Raw genomic sequence first — 24,064 nt, 5'->3', positions numbered from 1 at the left:
TTTTTTATCTAAACTATTTAAAAATTAATCCGGTAATAAATAACATTAGGCTCTTGTTATCCATACTGCAAGTGATAAAAGTAAATTAATTTTAAATTAAATGCTTAATCGATTGTCGTTTAAGGTAAATGTTTGTTTCTGCGACTCTTTTTGTTTCGTAAATAAAGCAGCTTGCTGAGTTCCTTCTAAATTAGAAGATTTAGGCAAGCTTGATTCAGCAGAAATGGTGTTTAGAAGTAGATTAAGAAAGCGGTAACTATTACCGGATGCTGCATGCTCAAGTTGATCTAGACGAATAGGTTTTTCCAGAAAATAATCACTATTTTTAAATAGTTGAAAATTTTTTTCATCTTCTTTATGAAAAGCTTGATGATATAAATATTGGCGACAGACTTGAATTTTGGCTAGTAAAAATTGCTTAAGGTAGCCAAATTGTCTTTCAAGCCAATTACTACTTGATGTAATGGTATTGGCGCCTAACCGACATAGCGGGCCTATTGTATCATCCCAAACTGAGCCAATAGCTAAAAGACTTAATCCTACACAATAAAATAAGCCTCGACTAAGGGGATTAAAAACAGTTAAGGCTAGACGTATAAGAAGAGTTAAACTATCTATTAAAGGTAAACAAATAAAATTCTTTATGGTTTGTATTATAGGTAGTGAAATTATCCAAAAGCTATTTAATAAAAGATTTAAGTACTTATTATTACTGTATGTGGCTAGAGGATTGGTGTAACCATAGAGAGGGGTTATGCGAAAACCTGTCAAATAGTTTGAGCTTGTTTTGCGTTTAGCAAAAGCAATAAAAGTCTGAGCAATAGATTCAATAGAGCCCAACAATCCTAATGTACGGCTTAAAAGATTGGTTATCCCACGGAAGGGAACATGAATTAATAGAGAGCCTATTTCTAACAAAGGAATAGTTGCTATAGACAGCAATAGATCTAATATGGCAACACCCGCTTGTTTTAAAAATAAGACAGCTAAACGGCCACTTTTTTTACTACCAATTAAAAATCCTTGATAACCGTAATAATGAGCTTCTATAAATGGGCTAAAAAGAATTTTACCAATCGTTGCTAGCCCTTTAAAAAACCATTTAATACTACCTAATAGCCAGTCATCGCCTGGATGCATGACGGTATCATAAATAGCGGCGCCACCTTTAGCCCCTAGAGCTAAATAATTAAGCTCAGGATGCGGCCCCATTTCTTTTTGCAAGACAGGAATAGCTTTACACAAACCATAACCTAAGCCCATGGCGAGTGCTAAGATAATTGCAATTTCAGCAGGATTATCACGTAGGGTATGAATGGCTTGAATGAAAAATTGATCTAAATCCCCAGCGGTAATTATGCTTTGCCAATAGATCACTGCTGCTGAAATTGCTTCAGAAAGCGTACCATGATTCATCCAGCGGCCTAGTTTTTGGGTTGGCTCAATACCGGCAATTAAACCTTTTAAATGTAGTTTAACTAGCAGGGCTTTTAAAGCTTCAGGAGCGATTATAGCGCCGCCACCATAAAGGTAGGCAAGCATGGCTAAGGTTCCTATTAAAGGATTTTCCTCACTTTTATTAATAAAGAACATGCCAAAATGACGTGCCACATTTAAGATTTTATGAAAAGGATTGGTATAGAATGTTAAGTTAGGAATATGTTCTTCTTTAACAATGATATAATGGTGTGTGGTAATATGGTGTTGAATAAATTCTTCTAAAGATTGACCATTTTGTAACAAACCATGACCAATCATAATCTCAGTAATTGATTTTAAAAAAATTGGTTTTTCAAGCACCGGCCGTTCTGGCTGTGTAGTAATGTGTTCGTCATGAATATACTTTGTAAAATCCTGATATAAATCTCGCCGCAAAAATAAATATAAGTTCTGAAAAATATATTTAAAAAATTGTGGAACTCGAGAGAGAAAAGCTTTTAATTGCAAATTAATCTTATCGGGTAAAAAGAGATGGCTCTTCGTTAATTGACTTAATTTAAATAAATCTTCCCCACTTGGTTTAGGATAAAATAAGTCTTTTTCTTTAAAATAATGCAAAATGGTATAGCTATTATTAATGCGAATAATAGCTTGCTTTTTTTCAGGTATATTGACCCAACTGCCATTTGATTGGGTAGTTAAAATATCATAAGCGTCTTTTATAGATTGAGTTATATCACCTGGTTTGTCTAGCTTAGTAACTTGCTTAATTAATTCTCCTAACGTGGGGTAGCCTTTTTGATTTATGCCTACAAAACGGTAATTAGGTTTAATGGTTGTCAATGTCAACCCATCACTGCGGGTCCATGTTTGTTTCTCATGAACAGGTTGAGTTTTTTTAGCCAAATGGTTAGTTAAATGTTTACTTTCTTGATAAATTTTATGAAAAAAGGCACTTAAGCGTGCAAATCTATTGGTAGGTAGATTAATAAGAGAAAGAGGTAGTTCAAAATCGTAAAGAGTGCAAATAACACGTAATGTATTATTTAAATCCTCTTCATCTTGCTTAATGTGAATTTCACTATCCCAAACGAAACACGGTGATTGATTAACGTGTGCATTATTACTTATAGCTGTAAAATCTAATTGATCTAATCTTGAGACAGGGAAAACTCGGTTAAACTGATAATATTGTGCACTTTGTTTGGCTTTATAGAGTATATTTCCTAAATAACCTTCCGAAACAAGTGGGTTATTTGCTAACAGTCTATTTTGATCACGACATTGCTCAATAAGAGAAATAATTTTAGTGCGTAACTTTTCTTGTCCCGCCCAGTCATGACTTAATAGTTGGCGTTCCTCTTCAAGTAATGTGGATAAAGCATAAAGACATTGTTTAGCTAAAAAATATTTTTTTTCTTGATGTTGTTGACGAGGTTTAGGATAACAATCTGAACGAATTAAATAATCATTGACGTGCCTTATACAATCAGCGGTCAGGGAGGCAGGACGCTTGCCAGGAAGATTTTTTAATTTTTCAGGGTCATGTGTGAAAAGTAAAATTTGCGGAATTGATTTGTTATGGTTGGCAATAATTCGTAAGTAATCGCCACCAGGTAGGCGATAATCAATATTATAATAACCAAAAATAACAGCGCCTGCTTGTGGGCTATTAATCGAACCTATAAAAGAAGTTCCTACACCGTGGCTCAACGGCTGTACTTGTAACAAGATTTCCCTATAAATATTATTATTTAGAAGGTGTGAATTCGGCATAGTTATCCTTCATTAGCATCCGGCTATAAAGCGAATTATTTCTATATTGGCTAATCAATAGCAAGGAATTTATAAAAGATTGCTTGCAGATTATCTGCAAATCTCTTAACATCCCATTTGTCTGTGCTTAACACATACTTAGCTTTATAAATCTTTAATAGGGATATTTATTTAAGTTGCATTATCTAACATGGACTCAGCTTTTTTTATTTCTGTTCTTACCTAAGCTAATTTTTGCTGAGAGAATTATTAATAAAGATAGTTCTGCATCAATCGAGCAAATTCAACAATATTCCTTTGAACAAGCCAGACAAACAGCGACTTTATCAGCTACTAATCTTTCAACTTTAAGTAATGATAAAAACAATAATTTGGCCGATGACGAAGAAAGTAATATTCATTTAAAGACAACAACTCATATCGGTGATGTTTTAAATCAAAAACTTCCCATTTTTGGCCGCAATTTATTTGGTAAACAGTGTGAACGCGTGCATCAAGCGCGCTTTTTTAATCCCCAATATCGCTTAGCAGTGGGTGATGAGGTTAATGTACAACTTTGGGGAGCTTATCAATTTTCTCAAAAAATATCTGTAGATAGTCAAGGAAATATTTTTATTCCAGAGGTAGGACCAGTTAAAGTTGAGGGAGTAGAAAATCAACATATTAATGCAGTTATCCAGCAGCATGTGAAGAAAAGTTTTAAAAAGGGTGTCAATATTTATGCCGATTTAGTCACAGCTCAGCCGGTACAAGTCTATGTAGCAGGATTTGTTAATTCACCAGGTTTGTATGATGGCTTATCATCTGATTCAGTAATCTATTTTCTGTGTGCAGCCGATGGTATTAATTTAACAGAAGGGAGCTTTCGCGACATTGTGGTCTTACGTCATGGCAAGCAGTTAAAACATATAGATTTATATGATTTTCTCTTACAGGGAAATATTAACTCGTTTCAATTGCATCAAGGGGATACTATTTTTGTTAACGCACAAAAATATATTATTTCTGTTGCAGGCAATGTTAAAAGCCCCTATCAGTATGAACTTTTAGATCAAGATATTCCTTTATCCCAATTAATATCTCTAGCTAACGTTGAACCAACGGCAACTTATGTGCGCATTCAGCGCAATCAAGGGATGCGGCCTACTTTTTTATATGAATCAATTCATTCTTCTAAACCTGCACGAATTAAGGCAGGCGATCGTATTACCTTTATAGCTGATAAAGAAATTCAGCAAACTTTAATTACCGTTAAAGGAGAGGTCAAAGGGCCACATCAGTATGTGGTTCGGCAAGGCACAACCTTAGGGCAGTTTCTAAAAAAACTGCCTCTGGCAGCTAATGCAAACTTAGATAACGTACAATTATTTCGTGAATCGATTGCTAAACAACAAAAAGATGCGCTAGATGCTAATCTTGCACGTTTACAACGACAAACTATGACTGGAGAGACGCTAACTGGTGATGATGCTAAAATGCAAGCTGCACGTTCAGAGCTTATCACTAAATTTGTTCAAGAAGCTAAACAAATTCAAACTAAAGGGCAAGTTGTTTTAGGACCACGCTCGCATTGGGACAGCATTTTATTACAAAATAATGATGTTATTAATATTCCAGTTTATTCATCTGTAGTTATTATCACTGGCGATGTAGTCAACTCTATTTCATTGACAGTTAATCCTAAGTACCGACTGATCGATTACATTCAGGCAGCGGGCGGTTTTCAAAAAACCGCTAATCAATCCGAATTGCTTTTAATACGACAAAATGGGCAACTTCAACTAGTTAAAAATAATTGGCGTTCAGCGCAGGTAGGTTTACAGGGTGGCGATCAACTTGTGGTCTTGCCTAAACAGACTGAAAATGGAATTAAAGTTACCGGAATGATGACTTCTATTCTTTATCAATTAGCCTTAGCAGCCAAGGTAGCTGCCGCGATTTAAGGTAAATTTATACTGAGTAATTTTGAAATATTAAAATAGCTTAAGAGTATTACGTTAACTCATAAAGTAAGTTAGACGTCTATTGTAAAAGGACTGTAATCGATTAGGAGGTACCTTGAATCTTGATGAAAGGTTGAATTTTCGTGCAAAATATACTAAATATAGCCTGTTGTTGAGAGAAGGTGATTTATTACAAAAGACTTTAAAACTTATTGTTTCCTTACCCTTGTTAAAAACATATACTCGATTGATAAAGTATCTTAGTAAACGAATTAGAATTCAATTAATTGGCAGAATAAACTTAATTTACGCTAAGCCTACGAATAATTTTATTAACTTATGTAAGCAGCAACCGTGCTATCTTTATTTGCCTTGGATAGAGGCTTTAACTAATAAACTACTTGAGCAATTAAATCACTCGGCAACTCCTCATTTCAGTATCTTACCATTGCCTATTTTTGCTGATACTAAAACCATAAAAGCCCGGAAAAAAATCATTTTTTTTGCACAATATCATCAGCAAACCTTAGAGAGAATTTTATTAAATTGGTTGCAACCTGTTGCAGCAGATATAGCTGGTGTGGTTTTTACTTTTGATTATGGTTTGTTGCAACGTCAAGTCATTAGAGTGTGTCAACAATTAAATATTCAAACTATTCTTATTCCCCACGAATCAGTTTTTTTTAATCGTGATAAATATTATTTACATCCTGTCACGGGTATTAATACACCTTTATGTGATTATGTGTTGTGTTGGGGACAATTACAAAAGGATATTTTTACTAATCGTGGTTATCCACTAGAACGTGTTCAAATTGTTGGCGCGCCTAAACTAGATCGCTATTACCATTACCAGCCACGATTATCGCGTAATGAATTTTGTAAGCGTGCTAATTTTAATGAAAACAAAGCTATTATTTTATTCGCTGCGCAAACGTTAGATTTTCAAGTTAATCATAGAATAGCGCTACATGCACAACGTTCAATCATTACACAATTAATTGATTATTGCCTACAAAAAAATTGTGAATTTGTATTGCGCTGTCCGCCTACGGGGTATTTAATCGGTGATAAAAAATTCTTTGCACAAATGCAAGAAACTAGCGTCTTGGTTGATGCACCTAGCCCAAACTATTGTTTTGAACCTGAAGAAGCCATTTATCATGCTGATATAATTGTATCGATTAATAGTACCATGTTATTTGAAGCCTTATTAATGGGTAAGCGAGCTTTATCAGTTAAATACTTTGATTTTGTTGAAGATTGGCAACAGGCAGGAATTAAATGTGTTTTTAAGCAAGAAGAGCTTACATCTATCCTTGATACTTGGTTAGAGGATAAAAAATTTACTAAGCCTAAGCCAACTAATTGGGCAATTAAATCCTTTTCTTTAAATGGTTTTGATGGCCAGGCAACTAATCGTATTATTCATTTTCTTGATAAAATTATAGCCTCACCCATAAAGCCCATATCATTAGCAACTAAGCGAATTTTACATGATGAAGGGCCGCCTATTGATTTCGCTTATTTTCCTAAAGAAGAAAATCAATTTTCTTCTATTACTGAGCTGTTAAATATTAAAAATTTAATTACGTTTAATAAACGTCGTTTTATTCCGTGGGCTGAGGTAGTGTGTAGTGTGCAGCAAGAGACTCAATCATTACCAAGTGCTGTAAAACATTTACCAAAAATTTATATTGCGCCTGGCCTAATTAGCTATGGCGAAAAGTGGACATCAATTATTGTTGATGATATTGCATTTTATGATGCAACGAATCAACCAACTCGTTTAAGAGATTTTTTAAATAGCAACCTTAAATTAACGAAATCACAAGAAGAAGAAGCTCAAAATTGTATCAATAAACTTATTGCTAATGGTTTGCTCTCGCTATCAAAATCGGTAGTGAAGCAAGCAATTATTACCCAGAATGGGCGGCCTAAAATATTGCTTATTGATGAATATGTTGAAAATAGTGATGAAATAAAAAAAATAGCCTTCAATAAAGTTATTGAGCAAGCCATACAATTTCACCCTGATTACGATATTTTAATAAAAGCCCCTCACCCTCTTAAAAAAGGCAAAACCTATTTAAATCGAGCTACTTTAAATACTTACTTAAAGCAAAATAATAATATTTATTTTATCAATAGCGATTATGACCTCTATACTTTAATACGCCAAGTAGACAAGCTTTATGTGGTTAACTCAGTAATAGGGTTTTGGGGTTTACTCCTTAATAAAGAGGTATGTTGTTATGGTCTACCATTTTATGCAGGTTGGGGATTAACAAAAGACGATAATTATTTTTCTTTACCCCTAAGAAAACGCACATTTACAGAGCTTTTTTATTTCGTTTGTATTTATTTAAGTCGTTATTATAGTCCTTTATTGCAGCGCAAATGTAGTTTAAGCGAATATATTGAGTATATTTTAGCGGAGCTTGAGAATAGCAAAAAAATAATTGTTAATAATTGAACTTTAATAGACTTCTTACATAACCTGTTTATTTTACGCGATTGCTATGTTGCAAGGTTTTCTCCAATGCTCATTTACTCCTTAATTTAAGCCAGCCTTTCGGTGAGAAGGGAGATGATCAACTTAATAATAACTTTGTCATTCTCGCTTAAGCGGGAATCTATTTCTATTTCTAGATAGGTTCAGTACGAGTATTAAGATAGATTTCCGTCTGCGCTGAAATGACAAGCTCTTTAAGAGGCTATTAGGTAATCTCTTACTCATTTTTATAGTCAACATTTTATTCTTAACCAAGCCTTAAATCCATGTTAAAATGTTTTAAAAATAAACATAGTTGGAAGTAAATGACAAGTTATTGTGGCTATATTGCTTTAGTTGGGAAACCTAATGTAGGGAAGTCAACCTTACTTAATCATATTTTGCAGCATAAGGTAAGTATTACTTCGCGTAAACCGCAAACCACCAGACATAGTATTCTAGGTATTCATACGCTTGGTGATTATCAATTTATCTATGTAGATACACCAGGTATTCATTATGGCCAAAAAAAGGCAATTAATCGCTTTATGAATAAGACTGCAACTAGTGTCTTGCGTGATGTCGATGTTATTGTATTTGTGGTTGATAGTATGCATTGGACAGAGGAAGATGAATCAGTTTTAAATTTAATTAATAAAACGGACATTCCGTGTATCTTAGCTATTAATAAAGTAGATAAAATTGCCGATAAAGATCAACTTCTGCCGTGGATAGAAAAATTAAGCCACTACCACCAATTTGCCGCTATTGTTCCTTTATCTGCTAAAACAGGGACTCAACTTGACGAATTACAACAAACTGTAAAAGACTTTTTACCAGAAGGGCCACATTTATTTGCAGATGATCAATTTACCGATCGCTCAACTCGTTTTTTATGTGCTGAGTTAATCCGCGAAAAAGTATTTCGTCTTTGTGGGCAGGAAATTCCCTACTCAATCACGGTAGAAATTGAATCATTTAAAGAAGAGGAAAAATTAATCCGTATTCATGCTTTAATTATGATTGATAAACCTAATCATAAGCCTATTATTATTGGTGAAAAAGGACAAAAACTTAAAGAAATTGCTACTAAGGCGCGTTTAGATATTGAAAAATTACTTGATAAAAAAGTATTTCTGCAATGCTGGTGCAAAGTAAAGTCTGGCTGGGCTGATAATGAGCGATTTTTAAAACAACTTGGTTATGACAATTAACTCTTTAAATGCTTGGCTGCTTCATAAACAACCTTTAGGCGACACTAGTCTAAAAGTTATCTTTTACTCCTACGAACAAGGTATTATTACTTGTGTTTATAAAGGTGGCCGTTTACCAGTTAAACAAATCTTACTACAGCCTTTTACGCCTCTATGGGTATCTTTTAATCAGAAAGCAAATTCTCAATGGCGTTACATTCGACAACTTGAAAATACGGCGCTTCCTTTACTACTTAAAGGAATTGCTTTATTTGCAGGCCTCTACGTTAATGAATTAATTTATTATTTATTAGATAATGCCGAATCTCAGCCAACCTTTTATGCTGTTTATGAATATACTTTACAGGCATTAGCTAAATCTACTGAACGGGTAGAAATTGAGGCAATACTTCGACATTTTGAGTATCGATTATTGGAAATTTGTGGCTATGCTTTTTCTTATACTCATGAAGCTTATTCATATGAATTAATTAACCTACAAAAACACTATATCTTTATCGCAGGTCAAGGTTTCGCTCCTGCTAAAGAAGGGCTACTAGGCAGCGACATCGTAGCAATAGGTAGGGGCGAATTAAACAATAAAGAGCGGTTAAAGATAGCAAAATATATTATGCGACAAGCGATTAATCATGCTTTAGAGGGCAGAAAATTGATATCGCGTAGCTTATTTAAAGTAGATATAAAATAAAAAGTTTTAATATTAATAAAATGTTTATTATTTAAAGCTCTTTCTCTTTCTGGCCGAAATACTTTTTATAATTATTTCTTTATAAATCTAATTTTTTAATTTAAGAAAAACATAGCTTATTTAACTTAATTAGCTTCATAATATAAGGGTTGTTTTCTTAAGTGGTGAAGAAGTATGAAAGAAATTTTATTAGGCGTTAATATTGATCATATCGCAACAGTTAGACAAGCGCGTGGCACACGTTATCCTGATCCAGTGCAAGCAGCTATTGAAGCTGAGGAGGCTGGCGCTGATGGAATTACTCTACATATGCGTGAAGACTTACGCCATATTCAAGCACGCGATGTACGGCTAATTAAGCAAGTATTACAAACTAGGATGAATTTAGAGCTAGCTGTGACTGATACTATGCTTGCTTTTGCTGAAGAAATATTACCTGAGCATGCGTGTTTTGTGCCTGAAAAGCGAGCTGAATTAACAACTGAAGGCGGATTAGATGTTGTAGGTAATTTTGATATAATTACGCAAGCTGTAAAACGATTAAAACAAATTGGAAGTGAAGTTTCTTTATTTATTGATCCAGAGATTAAGCAGATTGAAGCGGCTGTGGCAACTGGAGCACCGGTTATTGAAATTCATACGGGTGCCTATGCGGATGCTTCAACACCGACACAACAAAGTGAAGAGTTAGAGCGGGTGAAAATTGCTGCAAAACATGCTGCAAAAGCTGGTTTAATTGTTAATGCAGGTCATGGTTTGAATTATCATAATGTAAAGCCCATTGCAGCAATTTCTGAGTTATATGAATTAAATATTGGCCATGCCATTATTGCACGAGCGCTTTTTACTGGTTTAAAGGATGCAGTAAGGCATATGCGCCAGCTTATGGTGGAAGCTAGAAACTATGTCAATGAATGACGCAATTATTATTCGTTTAACAGGTGACTCAGGTGATGGTGTTCAATTATTAGGTGAGCAGCTAACAATTACTGCTGCTTTAACAGGACGTGATGTTCGAACATTACCTGATTTTCCTGCCGAAATCAGAGCGCCTGCAGGAACAGTTTCAGGTGTTTCTGGTTTTCAACTTGCAATGGCAGAGGAAGCTATCTTTACTGCGGGTGAAAGGTTAGACGTTTTGGTCGCCTTAAATCCAGCTGCCTTAAAAAACTCACTGCCTTTTCTTGCAGAAGGCGGATTATTAATTATTAACGAAGACAGCTTTCAAGAAAAAGATTGGCAAAAGGCAGGTTTAACTGCAGAGTTTCTAGAAGATAAAATAGCACTGTATCAAGTTATTCGCTTGCCATTAATTAGTTATACTCTACAGGCCCTTAAAGCACTTGACATAAGTCATGCCCAAGCTAAAAAGACGAAAAACTTTTATATTCTTGGTGTAGTCTTATGGCTATTTGATTTACCAACAGCAAGTTGCCTTAGTTTTATTCATAAAAAATTTCAGAAAAATCCTCTAATAGCTCAAGCAAACGAGCTAACGCTGTTAGCTGGATATAATTATGCCATGACGCTTGAGCTAAGTCGCCAACATTTTATGCTAGGCCATGTTAGTCGTGAAAAAGGCGAATATAGGCAAATTACTGGTGTTGAAGCCATTGGACTTGCGTTAGCAACGCTGGCTGTAAAAACCCAAACCTCTTTACTGGTAGCAGGTTATCCCATTACGCCATCCTCAGCGATTTTACATGAATGTGCTAAGTTAGCTGATTATGGCGTACAGCTATTTCAAGCAGAAGATGAAATCGCAGCAATAGGCGCTTGTCTTGGTGCAGCCTTTGGCGGTTCACTAGCAATGACTTGTACTTCCGGACCAGGGCTTGATTTAAAAAGTGAAAGCCTAGGTTTAGCGGTAGTCACTGAATTGCCTATGGTTCTTATTGATATTCAGCGTGCTGGTGCCTCTACCGGCCTGCCAACTAAAATGGGGCAAAGTGATTTAAGGCAAGCTCTTTACGGTCGTCATGGGGAGGCACCACTACCTGTTATTGCAGCTCAGTCGCCAGCAGATTGTTTTAATACCGTTCTTCAAGCTTTTAACATGGCTATCTCTTATATGACTCCCGTGATCGTATTATTAGATGCCTATTTAGCTAATGCAGCTGAACCATGGCAAATTCCTGCTTTAGATACTATTGATGTGCCAAAAATCGAATTTAACCGATTTGCAAAACCTTATGAACGTGACGAAAACCTTGTGCGTAGTTGGAATATACCCGGTAGTATAGGATTTATTCATCAAATAGGTGGGCTTGAAAAAGAAGGTAGCGAAGGTAAAGTAAGTTATGATCCCGACAACCATCAAACAATGGTTAACTTACGGGCGAAAAAAATAGCTGGTATTAGTCGTGAATATGCTCCTTTAATTATTGAAGGTGATGCAGATGCCAGCACTTTACTAATTGGTTGGGGCAGCACTTATGGCAGTCTTAAGTCAGTAATTAAACAAGCAAAAGAAGAAGGGCTCGCCCTTGCTTTAATTCATTTACGCTATCTAAATCCATTACCTGAAGAATTAGGAACGTTGCTAGCCCAGTATAAAAATGTTTTAGTTGTTGAATTAAACTCAGGACAGCTATGCCAAATTATTCGAGGGCAATATTTAATTAATGCTCGTTCAATTACTCAGTGTAATGGCCAGCCCTTTACGGTTAGTGCATTAATGAAAGCCATTAAAATGGAACTTAATTATGAACAACAGTTACAAGCGTGAGGATTTTGCAAGTAAAGCTGAAGTACGTTGGTGCCCAGGTTGTGGCGATTACGCTATTTTAGCTGCTTTACAAAAATTACTACCTGAATTAGGACTGGCACCAGAGCAGCACGTTTTTGTTTCAGGCATAGGTTGTGCTGGCCGTCTACCTTATTATATGAATACTTATGGTTTTCATACCATTCATGGTCGAGCACCTGCAGTTGCAACAGGCCTTAAAGCGATGCGTGACGATTTAACGGTATGGATTATTACCGGTGATGGAGATGCGCTTAGTATTGGTGGTAATCACTTCATTCATTGCTTGCGAAGAAATGTTAATGTTAATATTTTACTGTTTAATAATCAGGTTTATGGTTTAACTAAAGGGCAATTTTCCCCAACTTCTCAAAAAGGTCAAGTTACTAAAACTTCACCCTATGGTGTAAGTAATGAACCTATTAATCCCATTTTGTTAGCGCTAGCAGCAGGTGCTAGCTTTGTGGCGCGCGCTGTTGATAAAGATCCCAATCATTTAATTTCTATATTAAAAGAAGCTTATGCTCATCAAGGCGCTTCGTTTGTAGAAATTTATCAAGATTGTAATATTTTTAATAATGGAGCTTTCGATAGTTTTGCTGTTAAAACTAATCGGGCTGATAAAACACTACTACTTAAACAAGATGAGCCATTAGTATTCGGTGCCAATCAGCAATGGGCCCTTATTCCTAGTGGCGATACCCTAGAAATTGTTGATAATAAGTCGGAAATAAAAAATAGCTATATACATCAGCCAGCTAGTTTTATGCATGCAATCCGCTTAGCGCAACTCAATTATCCTGACTTTCCTGTGCCTTTAGGTGTTTATTATCAAAAACCACGTGATATTTTTACGCTAAGTCGTCCCATTAGAAAAACTGAATCAGATTTAGAAAAATTATTTAGACAAAAAGCAAATTGGCAGCAGGTTTAATAGGTAGGTAATGGGTAAATGCAATCTGGCGGAGAGACAGGGATTCGAACCCTGGGAAGGTTTCCCTTCAACGGTTTTCAAGACCGCCGCAATCGACCACTCTGCCATCTCTCCACCGCGAATACTATAACAACCAATAAACCTTTGCAAATGATTTTTAATAATTTCTAACTTTACGTTTACCGTGTATTTTTTATGTATAAATTTAAGACACTTCTATTTTTATAATTAATATTGTACCTATAAAATTTTTATCATATATATTAAAAATTAAGCTATTTGAGTTAATTTAATCTTAAGCTTGTGACTCTAAGATTTATTCCCTTTTATTTTATTATTTTGTTACTATGGCAGTTAGAAACTCTATACAAAGTCTCCCTTCAACATTATTTAAATTACCCGGGTCACTTAAAACACTCGATGTATCACCTATTAAAACATTGATTAATGAAACTTCATTTCCAGAAGATAAATCATCAATAATTAATAAAAAACTTTCTCCTGAACACTTAGCACCTATCGGCCCTGACTATACAAATTCTTGGCAAAAAAGACCATTGGTTTTAAGTGAAAAAACCAGACTTAAATATAATATAGCGACCTGTACCGCAATCGATATTACTGAGTCAGGTACAAAGTTATTAACTGATATTTATCATAAAGTCCATGGGTTACCAGGTTTCGTACATCGATTTCTACAAGGTAAACCTTCATTGGCAAGAGCTTTATTTGTATTGGCGCCACAAATATACCCTATTTTTGATACACCTTATGATAATTCTAAAACATTATTGATGCTTAATCCTGATTATCTTGATTCTAAGGAGTTTTTACTAAATTGTCAGAAAGTATCTCCGAGTTATGCGCTACAACAATTAAAAAATTCAAAAAATGGTTTAGCGCTGGTTACGTGGTATATTCATCCTGAAGCATTACCTGTAAAATTTCATTCTAATCTTGCGGCACAAGAAGTCCTTAAAGATTACAGAAAAAGGTTAATACGTGAAGCTAATATAGTTTGTAAGGATAAAAAGAAACGGTTATTTGACTATTATAGATATGGATCAGAAATAGCAGGTTTAGAGCATTGCGGTACTTTCTCTAAATTGCCAAGAACATCAAGCCAGTTGTCAATTTCTGAATTAGAGGCTAGAAGTAAAAGTATTTATTTTGCATCCCTATTTGATTTAGATAAAAATCCCAAGCAGTCTTTAATTTATTTAAAATCCCTAAGACGTAATATTTTATCTACTCTTGAAACAGTTTACGGTGTTACACCAGAAGATAAGATAAAAATATATCTTCATATGCCTTATTTAGACCCAACTACAACACTACATGTACATATCCGTGTAAACCAAGCGGATCATGCGCTTGAAGATGCTAAAAGTTTTGGACTTAATGAAATTATTGATACATTAGAAAAAAAAGGTACGGTAACGAACCTTATTCTTAGTCGTGGAATTATTTATTGCTCAGAGTATCCTATTGGTAAAAATGTAGATGGTGTGTATGTAAAAACTGTACCGAATCTAAAACGGGATTGGAATGATATTTTTCAAATATTAAAAGCAAAAAATGAAGTAGCAACTTATTTATTGCAAGCACTTAACTGTATAGAAGTAAAAAATCGTATGCAATTACTAGATATCAAGGAAATTGAGAAACTATTAAAAGTACTTGAAGCAGATAAACAATTACCCACAATAGATCAATTAGTAGATATACTCAAAACAATGGAGATTAATAAAGAGTTAGGTGAACTTGGTTGGTCATTAGAAACAGGTAATTGTAATGAGGAACAAACGTTTGGGCTATCTATGAGTTAATAATTTATTAGCGTTATAACAATTTTAATAGAATTAGTATTTACTAGAATTTTATGCTAAAAATTTAAACTAATATTCTACTAAACAAGCTTAATTATAATATTGACGAAGTAGTTCTATTGCATTGCTCCAATCCCTTTGCTTTTACATAATCTCTTTAAAGAAATTATGTAAGAGCAATAATTAAATCTTAATCCTAATCATTAGAGTTTTTTAATTAGCAGATGATGCGTATAATAATTTGTTTTAATTGTTGTAGATGAGATTTTTTCTAAAATCTTACTCCAGTAGTTAATTATTAAATTGCATTACAGCTTAAATCAACAACTACTTTGTTGTACACTCCGATTTGTCGCACTGGTAATTTCTAATAATTAACTTGCTTACTGTAAGTTTTGCAAGAAGTTTATTAACTGTTTACAGGTATTTTTTATGAAACGTATTTTAGCATTGACTCTTACTCTGTTGGTTTTGTTACTCACCTCCTGTGCATCATGGTGGGGAAGTGAAGTCGATGATAATGGGCCTTACAAAGGAATGACGGCTAAACAAATTTTTGATCAAGCGCAAGATGCCATGGCTAAAAAAGAATATACTGCTGCTACTAAGCGCTTAGAGGCCTTAGAGTCTATGTATCCTTTTAGTGAGTTTGCTGAAAAGGCACAATTAGACTTAATTTATGCTTATTATCAAAAAGAAGATTACCCGTCAGCTGCAGCAACAGCAGAGCGGTATATTCACCTTTACCCACGTGCTAAAAATGTAGATTACGCCTACTACATGAAGGGGCTGGCTAACTTTCAGCAAAATCGTGGAACCTTTGCCAATGTTCTACCTTTAGACGAATCATGGCGTGAGCCTGGTACTCAGACGCAAGCTTATGCAGATTTTTCTGTTTTGGTACAACGTTTCCCAGAAAGTAAATATAAAAATAATGCGTTGCAACGTATGGTTTATTTACGTAATACGTTTGCACAACGAGAGCTCAATACTGCAAATTATTATTTAGAGCGTAAACGATATGCTGCGGCTATTGAACGAGCGAATTATTTAATTAAAAATTACCCTCAAGCCTCAAGTGTACAACAAGCTTTAATTGTTCTTTATAATGCCAATAAAGCATTAGGGCTAAATGTGGCAGCAGCAGATGCGCTACGTGTATATCAGCAAACTTATCATACTTTACCTGCAGGGGTCACAGCATAATGATTATAAATTGTGAAAAATATTAATAAAGGATTATGGTATTTATTCACTTATTGTTTGGCATTACCACTATTGGCAATGCCAAACGAAGATGGCCAGTTATTGCGTAAAGATTACTTATTGTATCAAGCGTGGTCTGTAAGCCGTAATTATTATTTCGGCACTACGGTTAAACCAGATAAAATTTATGCCCTAGCTTGGCAACTAGTCTATACAACATTATTACCTAAAACTTACCCACAAAAAGAAGAATTGCTTTTCTTTTATAAAAAAGGTCTAAGTAAAGCGCAGCAAACACAAGCAGCGCAACTAGCTGAGCAACTGATAACCAAATATTATCTTCATCCTTCTTTATCGGAAGCTGAATTGGCTCGAGCTTATCTTTTAAGAGATGCAAATAATAATTGGAAAAACTTTGAAGCTTTTTCAGCATCTAAAAAAGTAATTTATAGATTTAAAAATTGGATAACTTGGATAGCTACACATTATGAGCAAAGTCTTGCCGAAAAATTAGATTACTATGCTTATACTTTATCATTGGCCCATCAGTTTCCAATTATTTATGGCCAAATTAATGTAAAAGGGCCTGAATTACCGCAGATGGTGCAAAGTGAGGTAAAAATTTTCCCTTATGGCTTTTTTGTTGGCCACCCTAATAGTCAAACCATTAATTTTGCCTTAGCAGGTTATAAGACAGCTACTATTAAATTAGAAAATAAATCGATACAAGCTATACCTACTATCAATTTAGAGCCGCTACCTCATACTAAAAATACAGGACTTATTGGCAGAGTTGTACCTTGGTCTGGCTTAACAACTGGAAATATTATGTTAGTAGCCTCCCCAACTTTAGCCGTTAATCTCGATGAACCTTGGCTACAGCCAACTATTCCTCTTACCATTACCGAAAGTGGTGAATTTTACGCCACGGGCCTTGCTCCTGGGCGTTATCAGCTTTTTATTAATACAGCAAACCTTAGTACTAAAATTAATATTACTCTTAAAAAAGAAGAAGTTAGAGGCTTATCCTTAATCAAGCTAGGTAAAAAAATATAATTCTTAGGGTTTACCTAAAATAAATACTCCGAATGCATAATTTTCACCTAGGCTAAGCCAGTTAATATAAGGCGTAACTATGTTTGTAGTTAATTAATTTTTTTTTATTTACAACTATTAATATTAAAATAACAATTTAGTATTATAATTTTACATATTGATTATTATTTTAACTAAATTAATTTATGTCATATCCTGGAGTCTTTAATTTTCTTGATAAGCGTGAGGCGATTACCTACAGCCATCAGCCAACAGGGAATTTAGTAGTTAGCCGTTTACTAAAAAATCAACCGGCATGGCAGAAAATAAGTCTGGCACAGGGGCTTAAGCAAAAATCATTATTATTAACAGATTGGACTTTAGGCCATTTAAAAGGAGAAAAGCTTTTAGCGGTTCAGCAAGTATTAATGAAATTACTAAAAGACGGATTTAATCTTTATTTATGGCAAGATGGTGAAGTTAAAAAGTTAACTCAAGAGAATTTATCTTGCTTAGATAATCAAGCTATTCGTAATCGGGTCACCCCCGTCTTTCCAGAGCAAGCTATTGAAGCTGCTGTTAAAGCGCATCGACTAGTTCATGATCAAATTCATATTTTAGATGATTATTGGGTAAATTTATTACTTAATCCTAATCAAACTGATCGTCAATTAAGTACGTCTGATGTTATAGCTTCAACTCATATGGCTTCTAAAATAGTGGATTTAGTTGAACAAACTAAGCCTGGGCTTAAGACGATTATTCATGATCAGTTCTCGGAGTTTAATGCTATTTTTTCCAGCATTTATGCGCAATTTCCACATACTCAACCTTTAATTCAATATAAGCAACTTGTGCTTGATGGCATGGGTATTCAAACATTGCTTACAGAAGGCAAAATTAGTTACAAAGGATTAATTCTCAATATAGGTGAATTATCAGATATAGAAGAATTTACACTAATAGATGAAGATTCTATTAGTGTTGAGAACTTACAAGCGTTATTAGTTAGACTTTCTAAACTTAAAAAAATTAATTTAACTAACGTCACTAAGTTAAACTCTAATTTTACCAAAGGTGTTAATTTTACAAGTTTAGAAACATTACAAGTAGGTGGCAGTAATATTACAGTAGATGACTTTAGCTATATTTTGCAGCAAGCCTTAAATCTTAAATCACTCATTATTTCTGGTTGTAAAAATTTAACACCTCAATTTACTAATAACTTAAATTTTTCTCAACTGGAAAACTTAGAGACAAGTGCATCTATTGCAGGTGAAGATATAGTAGCTATCCTGAAACAGGCAAAGGCTTTAAAAAGTGTAAAGCTGGAGCGTAATAAGTTATTTGAAGGGTTTTCTAAAGGTGTTAATTTTGAAAATTTAGAATCACTAGATATAGTAGAAGATGAGCAAGGAGATATCCTTAATGATGATTTACTAGAGATATTAAGACAAGCTAAAGGTCTTAAAAAACTTTGTTTAACAAATCATGAAGCTTTGCCACTTAATTTTACAAAAGGACTTGATTTTCATGAGCTAGAAAGCCTTGAGCTACCTAGCACATTAATTGAATTCCCAGATTTACGAGCTATATTAGAACAAACTTCTAAACTAAAAAAATTAATTTTAAGTAACTGTGAATTAATACCTTTTTTTTCTATAGGCTTATCTTTTGGACAACTCGATACACTAATATTAAATGGTGAAGCATTTAATATTGACAATGTTGATTTAAATAACATTTTATCTCAGGCTATCACGTTAAAAATTCTTTATTTAAATAATTGTGAGTTATGTTGTGGCTTTACTTTAGTAGGGAATTTTCATTATTTAGAAGAGCTAGAAGTACAAAATAGTAATATCTCAGTACCTGATTTAGAGACTATATTAAGACAAGCGCGAGGCCTTAAAAGAATTAATCTCTCGTACTGTCAGCAGCTAGTAAATAACTTTCCTCTTGTTGAACCTTTAGAAAATCTAGCAGTGCTTGATTTGAGCAGTTTAACTATTACTTCGGCCCAGTTAAAAAACATCTTATCTCTGGCACCAAATCTTAAAAGTCTGTTTATACTTGATTGTAAGGGATTAGTGTTAGATGCTGAGTTAAAAAAATTATTAAAAGACATCGTAGTCATTCCTTCGATTGCTGCCTATGACATAAAGCCGCAAACAGTAAATTTACAGCGTGTAAAGAAAATTGATGCTGATACTAGTTTTGATCCTGAAAAGGAGCACAAACTTAAGAAGATCTTCTTCCCATTAGATTCAAAAACACCCGAACCAACGATCAATTATTATCGTCAAGGCGTTTATCATAATGTTGATGTTAATCCTAATGTTTGTTTACTAGAAGATGCATTTACGTTATCCAATAAGTACACTCCTGAGCCTCTTCCTACCTTTATACCTTGCTTTCAAGGGCAAGCAGAATTAATTGATATTGGTAAAAAGCTACTATCTAGTAGTAACAATGAAACTTATTACCTGGGTGTACAAGAACTTGTTTTATCTAAAGAATGGCAAGCTTTAAATTCCTTATCGTCTATTGATGAAATAACTCATTATTGCATTGACCCTCAGGATACTAAAATAGAAATTGCCTATTCAGCGTATGATAATCTTTACTATGTGCGAGGCTCTGAAGGTAAAGAAGTTAATCTTTCTTTTCTACTTAAAACCCCTAGTCAGTCCTTTGCCCCTACTTTACCTGAGCATATTAAGTCTATTGTTAATTATTTTAAAGAACAGTTTGGTCAAGATGAGCTTGATTTAGATGAGTCAACTTTACATACAGGTAAAGATTACCGCAATGCAATTATTGATCAAAAAAAAGGTGCGTGCCGACACCGAGCTGTAGCTTTTAAATCCTATATGGATGAATATAACCCTAGTTTACCTGTACGTATTGTTGATAATCGTTGCCATGCATTTGTTGAAATTAAAATTGAAAACCAATGGGTAGCCTGTGATTTGGGGGGGTACCCAGTAACGTTAACTATCGATGACTCTAATAATCCATTAGAGGTTAAAAGGCAGAATAAATCGTCTTTTTCGGTAATGGAAACGGAAGAGGATTTAGAGGTAGCTCAATATATTGAATATTTATCTACCTGGAAAAAAGCCAAGCCTTTAGCGATATCTGTGCAAGCGTATTGTCAGCAGATCAATTATTTAAATGAGGAGGCCAAGAAACGCTTAATTGAGCTTGAGAGCACGGATGATGTCATGGCCTTACAATTAAGCTTAGAATATTATTATCAACACACTTCTCGCCCTGTATTCTATGTTAATTCCCCTGATGATTTAATTTGCTCCGCACCGTTTATAAAATCTGCTAAAGACAATAAAGGTATTTTAACGAAAGGACCAGGCGGCCCGTTGTATGATTTCTTACAAGTATATGCAAAAAGTCAACCCCCACCTGTTTTAATTGTTAATTACGACAATTTTGATGCTGACGATATAGTAAGATTTAATGGCTTATTAGATACCGTACGCCATGCAGATGGCACATCTTTGCCAGAAGAAGCGTTAGTCATAGGATTAATCAATCGTAATAAGCCTGATTGTTATCAAGGCTCTGATTTTTATTCTCGTTTTGATACTGTTGATCAATGTACATTATCATCTAATCAATTAGCTTCACATGTAGCTGAAATTGCTTCATTGCCTTGGGTGGACGCTAATCAATATAGTATGGAAGATGAGAAAGTAATTATTGATCTTTATCACACACCTGATTGGAAGGCACATTTATTAGGTCGCTGGGAACTAGAAGGTGATAATCTTTATTTTGTTGCAGGAGAATTAGAAAAAGCCTTAGCGAGTGGAAAGCCTATCGAGTTACGTAATGTACCTATTACTGCTGATTTTAATCATTTTTGGCGTCAGGCTCAATTACGTGGCTATATTAATTATGAGGGTCGTATATTTGGTATTCCAGCGAATTTAGAGTTTAGAATTCGCGAAGGCTATGAGTGGCACTCTTTGCTTGCCAAAGTTGTAGAAGATAATCAGTTAATTTCAGGTGCTGAGGTTTTAAATCCTGGCCGATTGAATGAATTTTTACGGCAGTATCATTGCCAAGATTCTAAATTATACAGTCAACCTGGCATACTCTCGCGTTATGCTAATACTGATTTACATGTTAATTTAACACGAGAGTTAACTCATGATGAATGGGCTCTTTTTCTAAGCGCCTGCCAAGAATACAAAATTAATTTAATAGTACATCGAGCTCCCACTATATTAGGTCCCCTTAGTTATTTGAATGAAGAGACGGCATCGTCAAAAGAGGAGCTATGCGAGACTATAATTCCTCTTTGGCAAAGAAACTTAGATAGCAAGGATATGGCATTAGTTAGCCGCGATTCTAGTACAACCTTACAAAGTATACTTAAAGATAATAAGCCTTATCTAATTATTGATATCTCTGAATGTGAGAGTGACGATTTATTAATTCATACCCGAGGGGAAGTAGATAGTGAACAGCAAAGATTTCTATTTGAACAAACTAAGCGTGCCCTCCTTAATGCTCTAGACCAAGGCCAACAAGTTATTTTAAAAGGAAAGTTTTCAGATACTCTTATAGATGCGTTAGCACCATTAATGCTTGCAAGGCAGCAGGATAAAACGGCGCGAGGTCGACTAATTGTAATAAGTGATACGCCCTGCTTTTCCTATTTAGACATGCAAGAGCATCGAATTACTGCAGATGAGAAACGCACTCTCTTAGCTAAGCATTTTAGTCAGGATGAGCTAAAGAGCATTGAAGGCTTATATGAGACAGAATCTTTTAATCAATTAAAAGCACGATTAAATTATCTACGCCATCATCCTGAGGTAACAACTAGCCAAAAAAACTGGCATGGATTAGAAGGATTGTCTGGAGGCATAAGCTTAGGTGAATTTAATATTAATAACAGTTTTGCTATTGCAAATGCATTTAATCAGAAACGTCTAAATGAAGTTAATCAGGTTTTATCTTATAGCCCCTATGTTTTTTTAGCGGGTTTAACAGGGGTTGGTAAATCTACTTTTGTAGAAAAAAATTTAAATAATAATAACGATACTCTTTATCAAAGTGAGGCAAATATTTTGGCTTGGGCGAAAGATAAAACGCCTAATAAACGAAAAATATTATTTATTGATGAAGCTAATTTAAGCCAAAGACAGTTTAGTGAATTCGAAGGGTTATTCTATGACCCACCAACTATTCTTATTGATGGTGTAGTACATACCTTAACCAAAGATCATAAAGTTGTTTTTGCTGGTAACCCGTTAAATTATGGTGATGAAAGACATCTAGCTTCGCTTTTTACTGAGCATGGTTGTGCTGTTGTCTTTGAACCTTTGCCACAAGAATTTATTTATGAATATATTATAAAGCCAGTTTTTGCAGATTATTTACCAAAAAACCTTGTTCAAGACATTAGTCAAGAGCTATTAGAAGTTTATTCTTTTTTAGCTGAGTGCTCTACAGATGAAGTGCTCATTTCACCTAGAGAAGTGCAAATGATGGCGTTATTAGTCTTATCCTATTTGCAACAACAGAAAAGTCTAAATCCTGTTATAGCCGTTATGGCGACTAGAAATTATGCATATCAAGTGGTTGCTGGTAATGTGCCTGAGCGCCTTAAAGCGGAATTTGATGAGCGCTTTAAACCCTTTGCTCCTATTTTCCAACAAGATAATCTAAGGTTACAGGAAGATTTTTTAATAACCCCTTCACGAGTAAGTATTTTTAATCAAATTAATGACTTATTAGCATTAAGAGAATATCGACAAAATAGCGCTATTAATGATGCACAACGTTATGGTGGGTTAGGTGGATTAATTCTAGAAGGCGAACCAGGTATTGGTAAAAGTGAGCTAGTAATCTTAGGCTTACGTTCCCGAGGTTATGAAGAGGTTCATTTTAATCGCGATTTAAACAAGCCTTTACCAGAAAAGCCTTTCTACAGAATGCCTGTGAGTTTATCGTTAGAGGAGAAAAAATTGCTACTTGATCGAGCCTTTAATGAAGGGGCGGTAGTGGTAATTGATGAAATAAACAGCTCACCAATGATGGAGCGGTTACTCAACGATTTGTTGATGGGATACAATGAAAAGAAAGAGCGTCCTCTACGGCCAGGATTTTTGGTCATTGGTACACAAAATCCGGTAACGATGGCAGGACGCAAAGCGCCTAGTACAGCACTATCTAGACGACTCATTAAAACAGAATTACCTCCCTACGGCAGTGAAGAAATGCAAGATGTATTAGGTAATAAGAGATTAGATGAGAAAACGGCTGCAAAATTAGTAAATGCCTATGAAATAGTCACTACAAAAGCAGCTGAAGAGCATTTAACACCTAAACCAACTTTTCGGGATTTGCTTCGCCTAGGTGATAATATTTTAAAAGCTCGTAAAAAACACAGGTACGATACAATGGAAGATGATTCATTATATGACGACGCATTTGATGAGCCTGCTGAACAAAGAATTAGTAAGCGATCTAAAGTACAGATTGTAGATAGGGAATTTAAAAAGGAGGTTTCTTTAGTTGATGCTAATAATAAGAACTATCAACCCAATTTATTTAAACTACACGAGAAGCAGCCATTTACTAACCAAGCAAATAATGCTGATTTTGATTTTAAGTAATTGAAAGTGATTTGGTTATTTAAGATGAAAAGCTGTTTGATTCGCAACCCATCTAATTACTCAAATGCTTAATATTTTTCCTATTGGCTTCTTAAACTTATATCATTCA

At 34.6% G+C, this 24,064-nt stretch carries 12 protein-coding genes and 1 tRNA gene; 11 read left to right on the top strand and 2 right to left on the bottom strand.

Annotation, left to right across the window (positions count from 1 at the left end):
* Positions 1-96: 96 nt before the first annotated feature.
* Complete coding sequence (locus ACNVED_RS09800; protein ID WP_419418843.1) at positions 97-3,216, bottom strand: hypothetical protein; 3,120 nt, start codon at positions 3,214-3,216, stop codon at positions 97-99.
* Positions 3,217-3,392: 176 nt separating this feature from the next.
* On the opposite strand from ACNVED_RS09800, the gene ACNVED_RS09795 reads away from it, so the two are divergent.
* From ACNVED_RS09795 to ACNVED_RS09765, 7 genes are all read left to right on the top strand, one after another.
* Entirely contained in the window at positions 3,393-5,159 is a 1,767-nt protein-coding gene (locus ACNVED_RS09795; RefSeq protein ID WP_419418842.1) for a polysaccharide biosynthesis/export family protein, read from the top strand.
* Between the two features lie 115 nt (positions 5,160-5,274).
* Positions 5,275-7,635, top strand: coding sequence for a hypothetical protein (locus ACNVED_RS09790; RefSeq protein WP_419418841.1), 2,361 nt, complete (start codon positions 5,275-5,277; stop codon positions 7,633-7,635).
* Between the two features lie 344 nt (positions 7,636-7,979).
* Positions 7,980-8,867 carry a GTPase Era gene (era, locus tag ACNVED_RS09785; protein WP_419418840.1) on the top strand — a complete coding sequence of 296 codons (888 nt, stop codon included), beginning with the start codon at positions 7,980-7,982 and terminating at the stop codon, positions 8,865-8,867.
* Positions 8,857-9,555, top strand: coding sequence for a DNA repair protein RecO (gene recO, locus ACNVED_RS09780; protein WP_419418839.1), 699 nt, complete (start codon positions 8,857-8,859; stop codon positions 9,553-9,555). The genes era and recO overlap by 11 nt, the downstream gene beginning before the upstream one ends.
* Before the next feature lie 174 nt (positions 9,556-9,729).
* On the top strand, positions 9,730-10,473 hold the full coding sequence (pdxJ, locus tag ACNVED_RS09775) for a pyridoxine 5'-phosphate synthase (RefSeq protein WP_419418838.1): 744 nt from the start codon (positions 9,730-9,732) through the stop codon (positions 10,471-10,473).
* Positions 10,460-12,283, top strand: a complete 1,824-nt coding sequence (locus ACNVED_RS09770) for a 2-oxoacid:acceptor oxidoreductase subunit alpha (protein ID WP_419418837.1) — start codon at positions 10,460-10,462, stop codon at positions 12,281-12,283. Before pdxJ ends, ACNVED_RS09770 begins: the two co-directional genes overlap by 14 nt.
* Positions 12,261-13,235, top strand: a complete 975-nt coding sequence (locus tag ACNVED_RS09765; protein ID WP_419418836.1) for a 2-oxoacid:ferredoxin oxidoreductase subunit beta — start codon at positions 12,261-12,263, stop codon at positions 13,233-13,235. Before ACNVED_RS09770 ends, ACNVED_RS09765 begins: the two co-directional genes overlap by 23 nt.
* Positions 13,236-13,261: 26 nt before the next feature.
* On the opposite strand, the gene ACNVED_RS09760 is transcribed toward ACNVED_RS09765, so the two are convergent.
* Positions 13,262-13,349: transfer RNA gene (locus ACNVED_RS09760), tRNA-Ser, on the bottom strand.
* A 233-nt stretch (positions 13,350-13,582) separates the two neighbouring features.
* Here ACNVED_RS09760 and ACNVED_RS09755 point away from each other — a divergent pair.
* From ACNVED_RS09755 to ACNVED_RS09740, 4 genes are all read left to right on the top strand, one after another.
* Positions 13,583-15,064 (top strand): hypothetical protein, encoded by a 1,482-nt coding sequence (locus ACNVED_RS09755; RefSeq protein ID WP_419418835.1) that lies wholly within the window; start codon positions 13,583-13,585, stop codon positions 15,062-15,064.
* Positions 15,065-15,496: 432 nt separating this feature from the next.
* Positions 15,497-16,270, top strand: a complete 774-nt coding sequence (locus ACNVED_RS09750) for an outer membrane protein assembly factor BamD (protein ID WP_419418834.1) — start codon at positions 15,497-15,499, stop codon at positions 16,268-16,270.
* Between the two features lie 12 nt (positions 16,271-16,282).
* Positions 16,283-17,326 (top strand): hypothetical protein, encoded by a 1,044-nt coding sequence (locus ACNVED_RS09745; protein WP_419418833.1) that lies wholly within the window; start codon positions 16,283-16,285, stop codon positions 17,324-17,326.
* Positions 17,327-17,511: 185 nt separating this feature from the next.
* Positions 17,512-23,955 (top strand): AAA family ATPase, encoded by a 6,444-nt coding sequence (locus ACNVED_RS09740; RefSeq protein WP_419418832.1) that lies wholly within the window; start codon positions 17,512-17,514, stop codon positions 23,953-23,955.
* Positions 23,956-24,064 lie beyond the last annotated feature (109 nt).

This window comes from Legionella sp. D16C41 (genome assembly GCF_048541585.1).
Taxonomy (GTDB): Bacteria; Pseudomonadota; Gammaproteobacteria; order Legionellales; family Legionellaceae; genus Legionella_C.
Note: the sequence above shows the minus strand (reverse complement) of the source record. Positions and strands in the feature narration are given on the sequence as shown.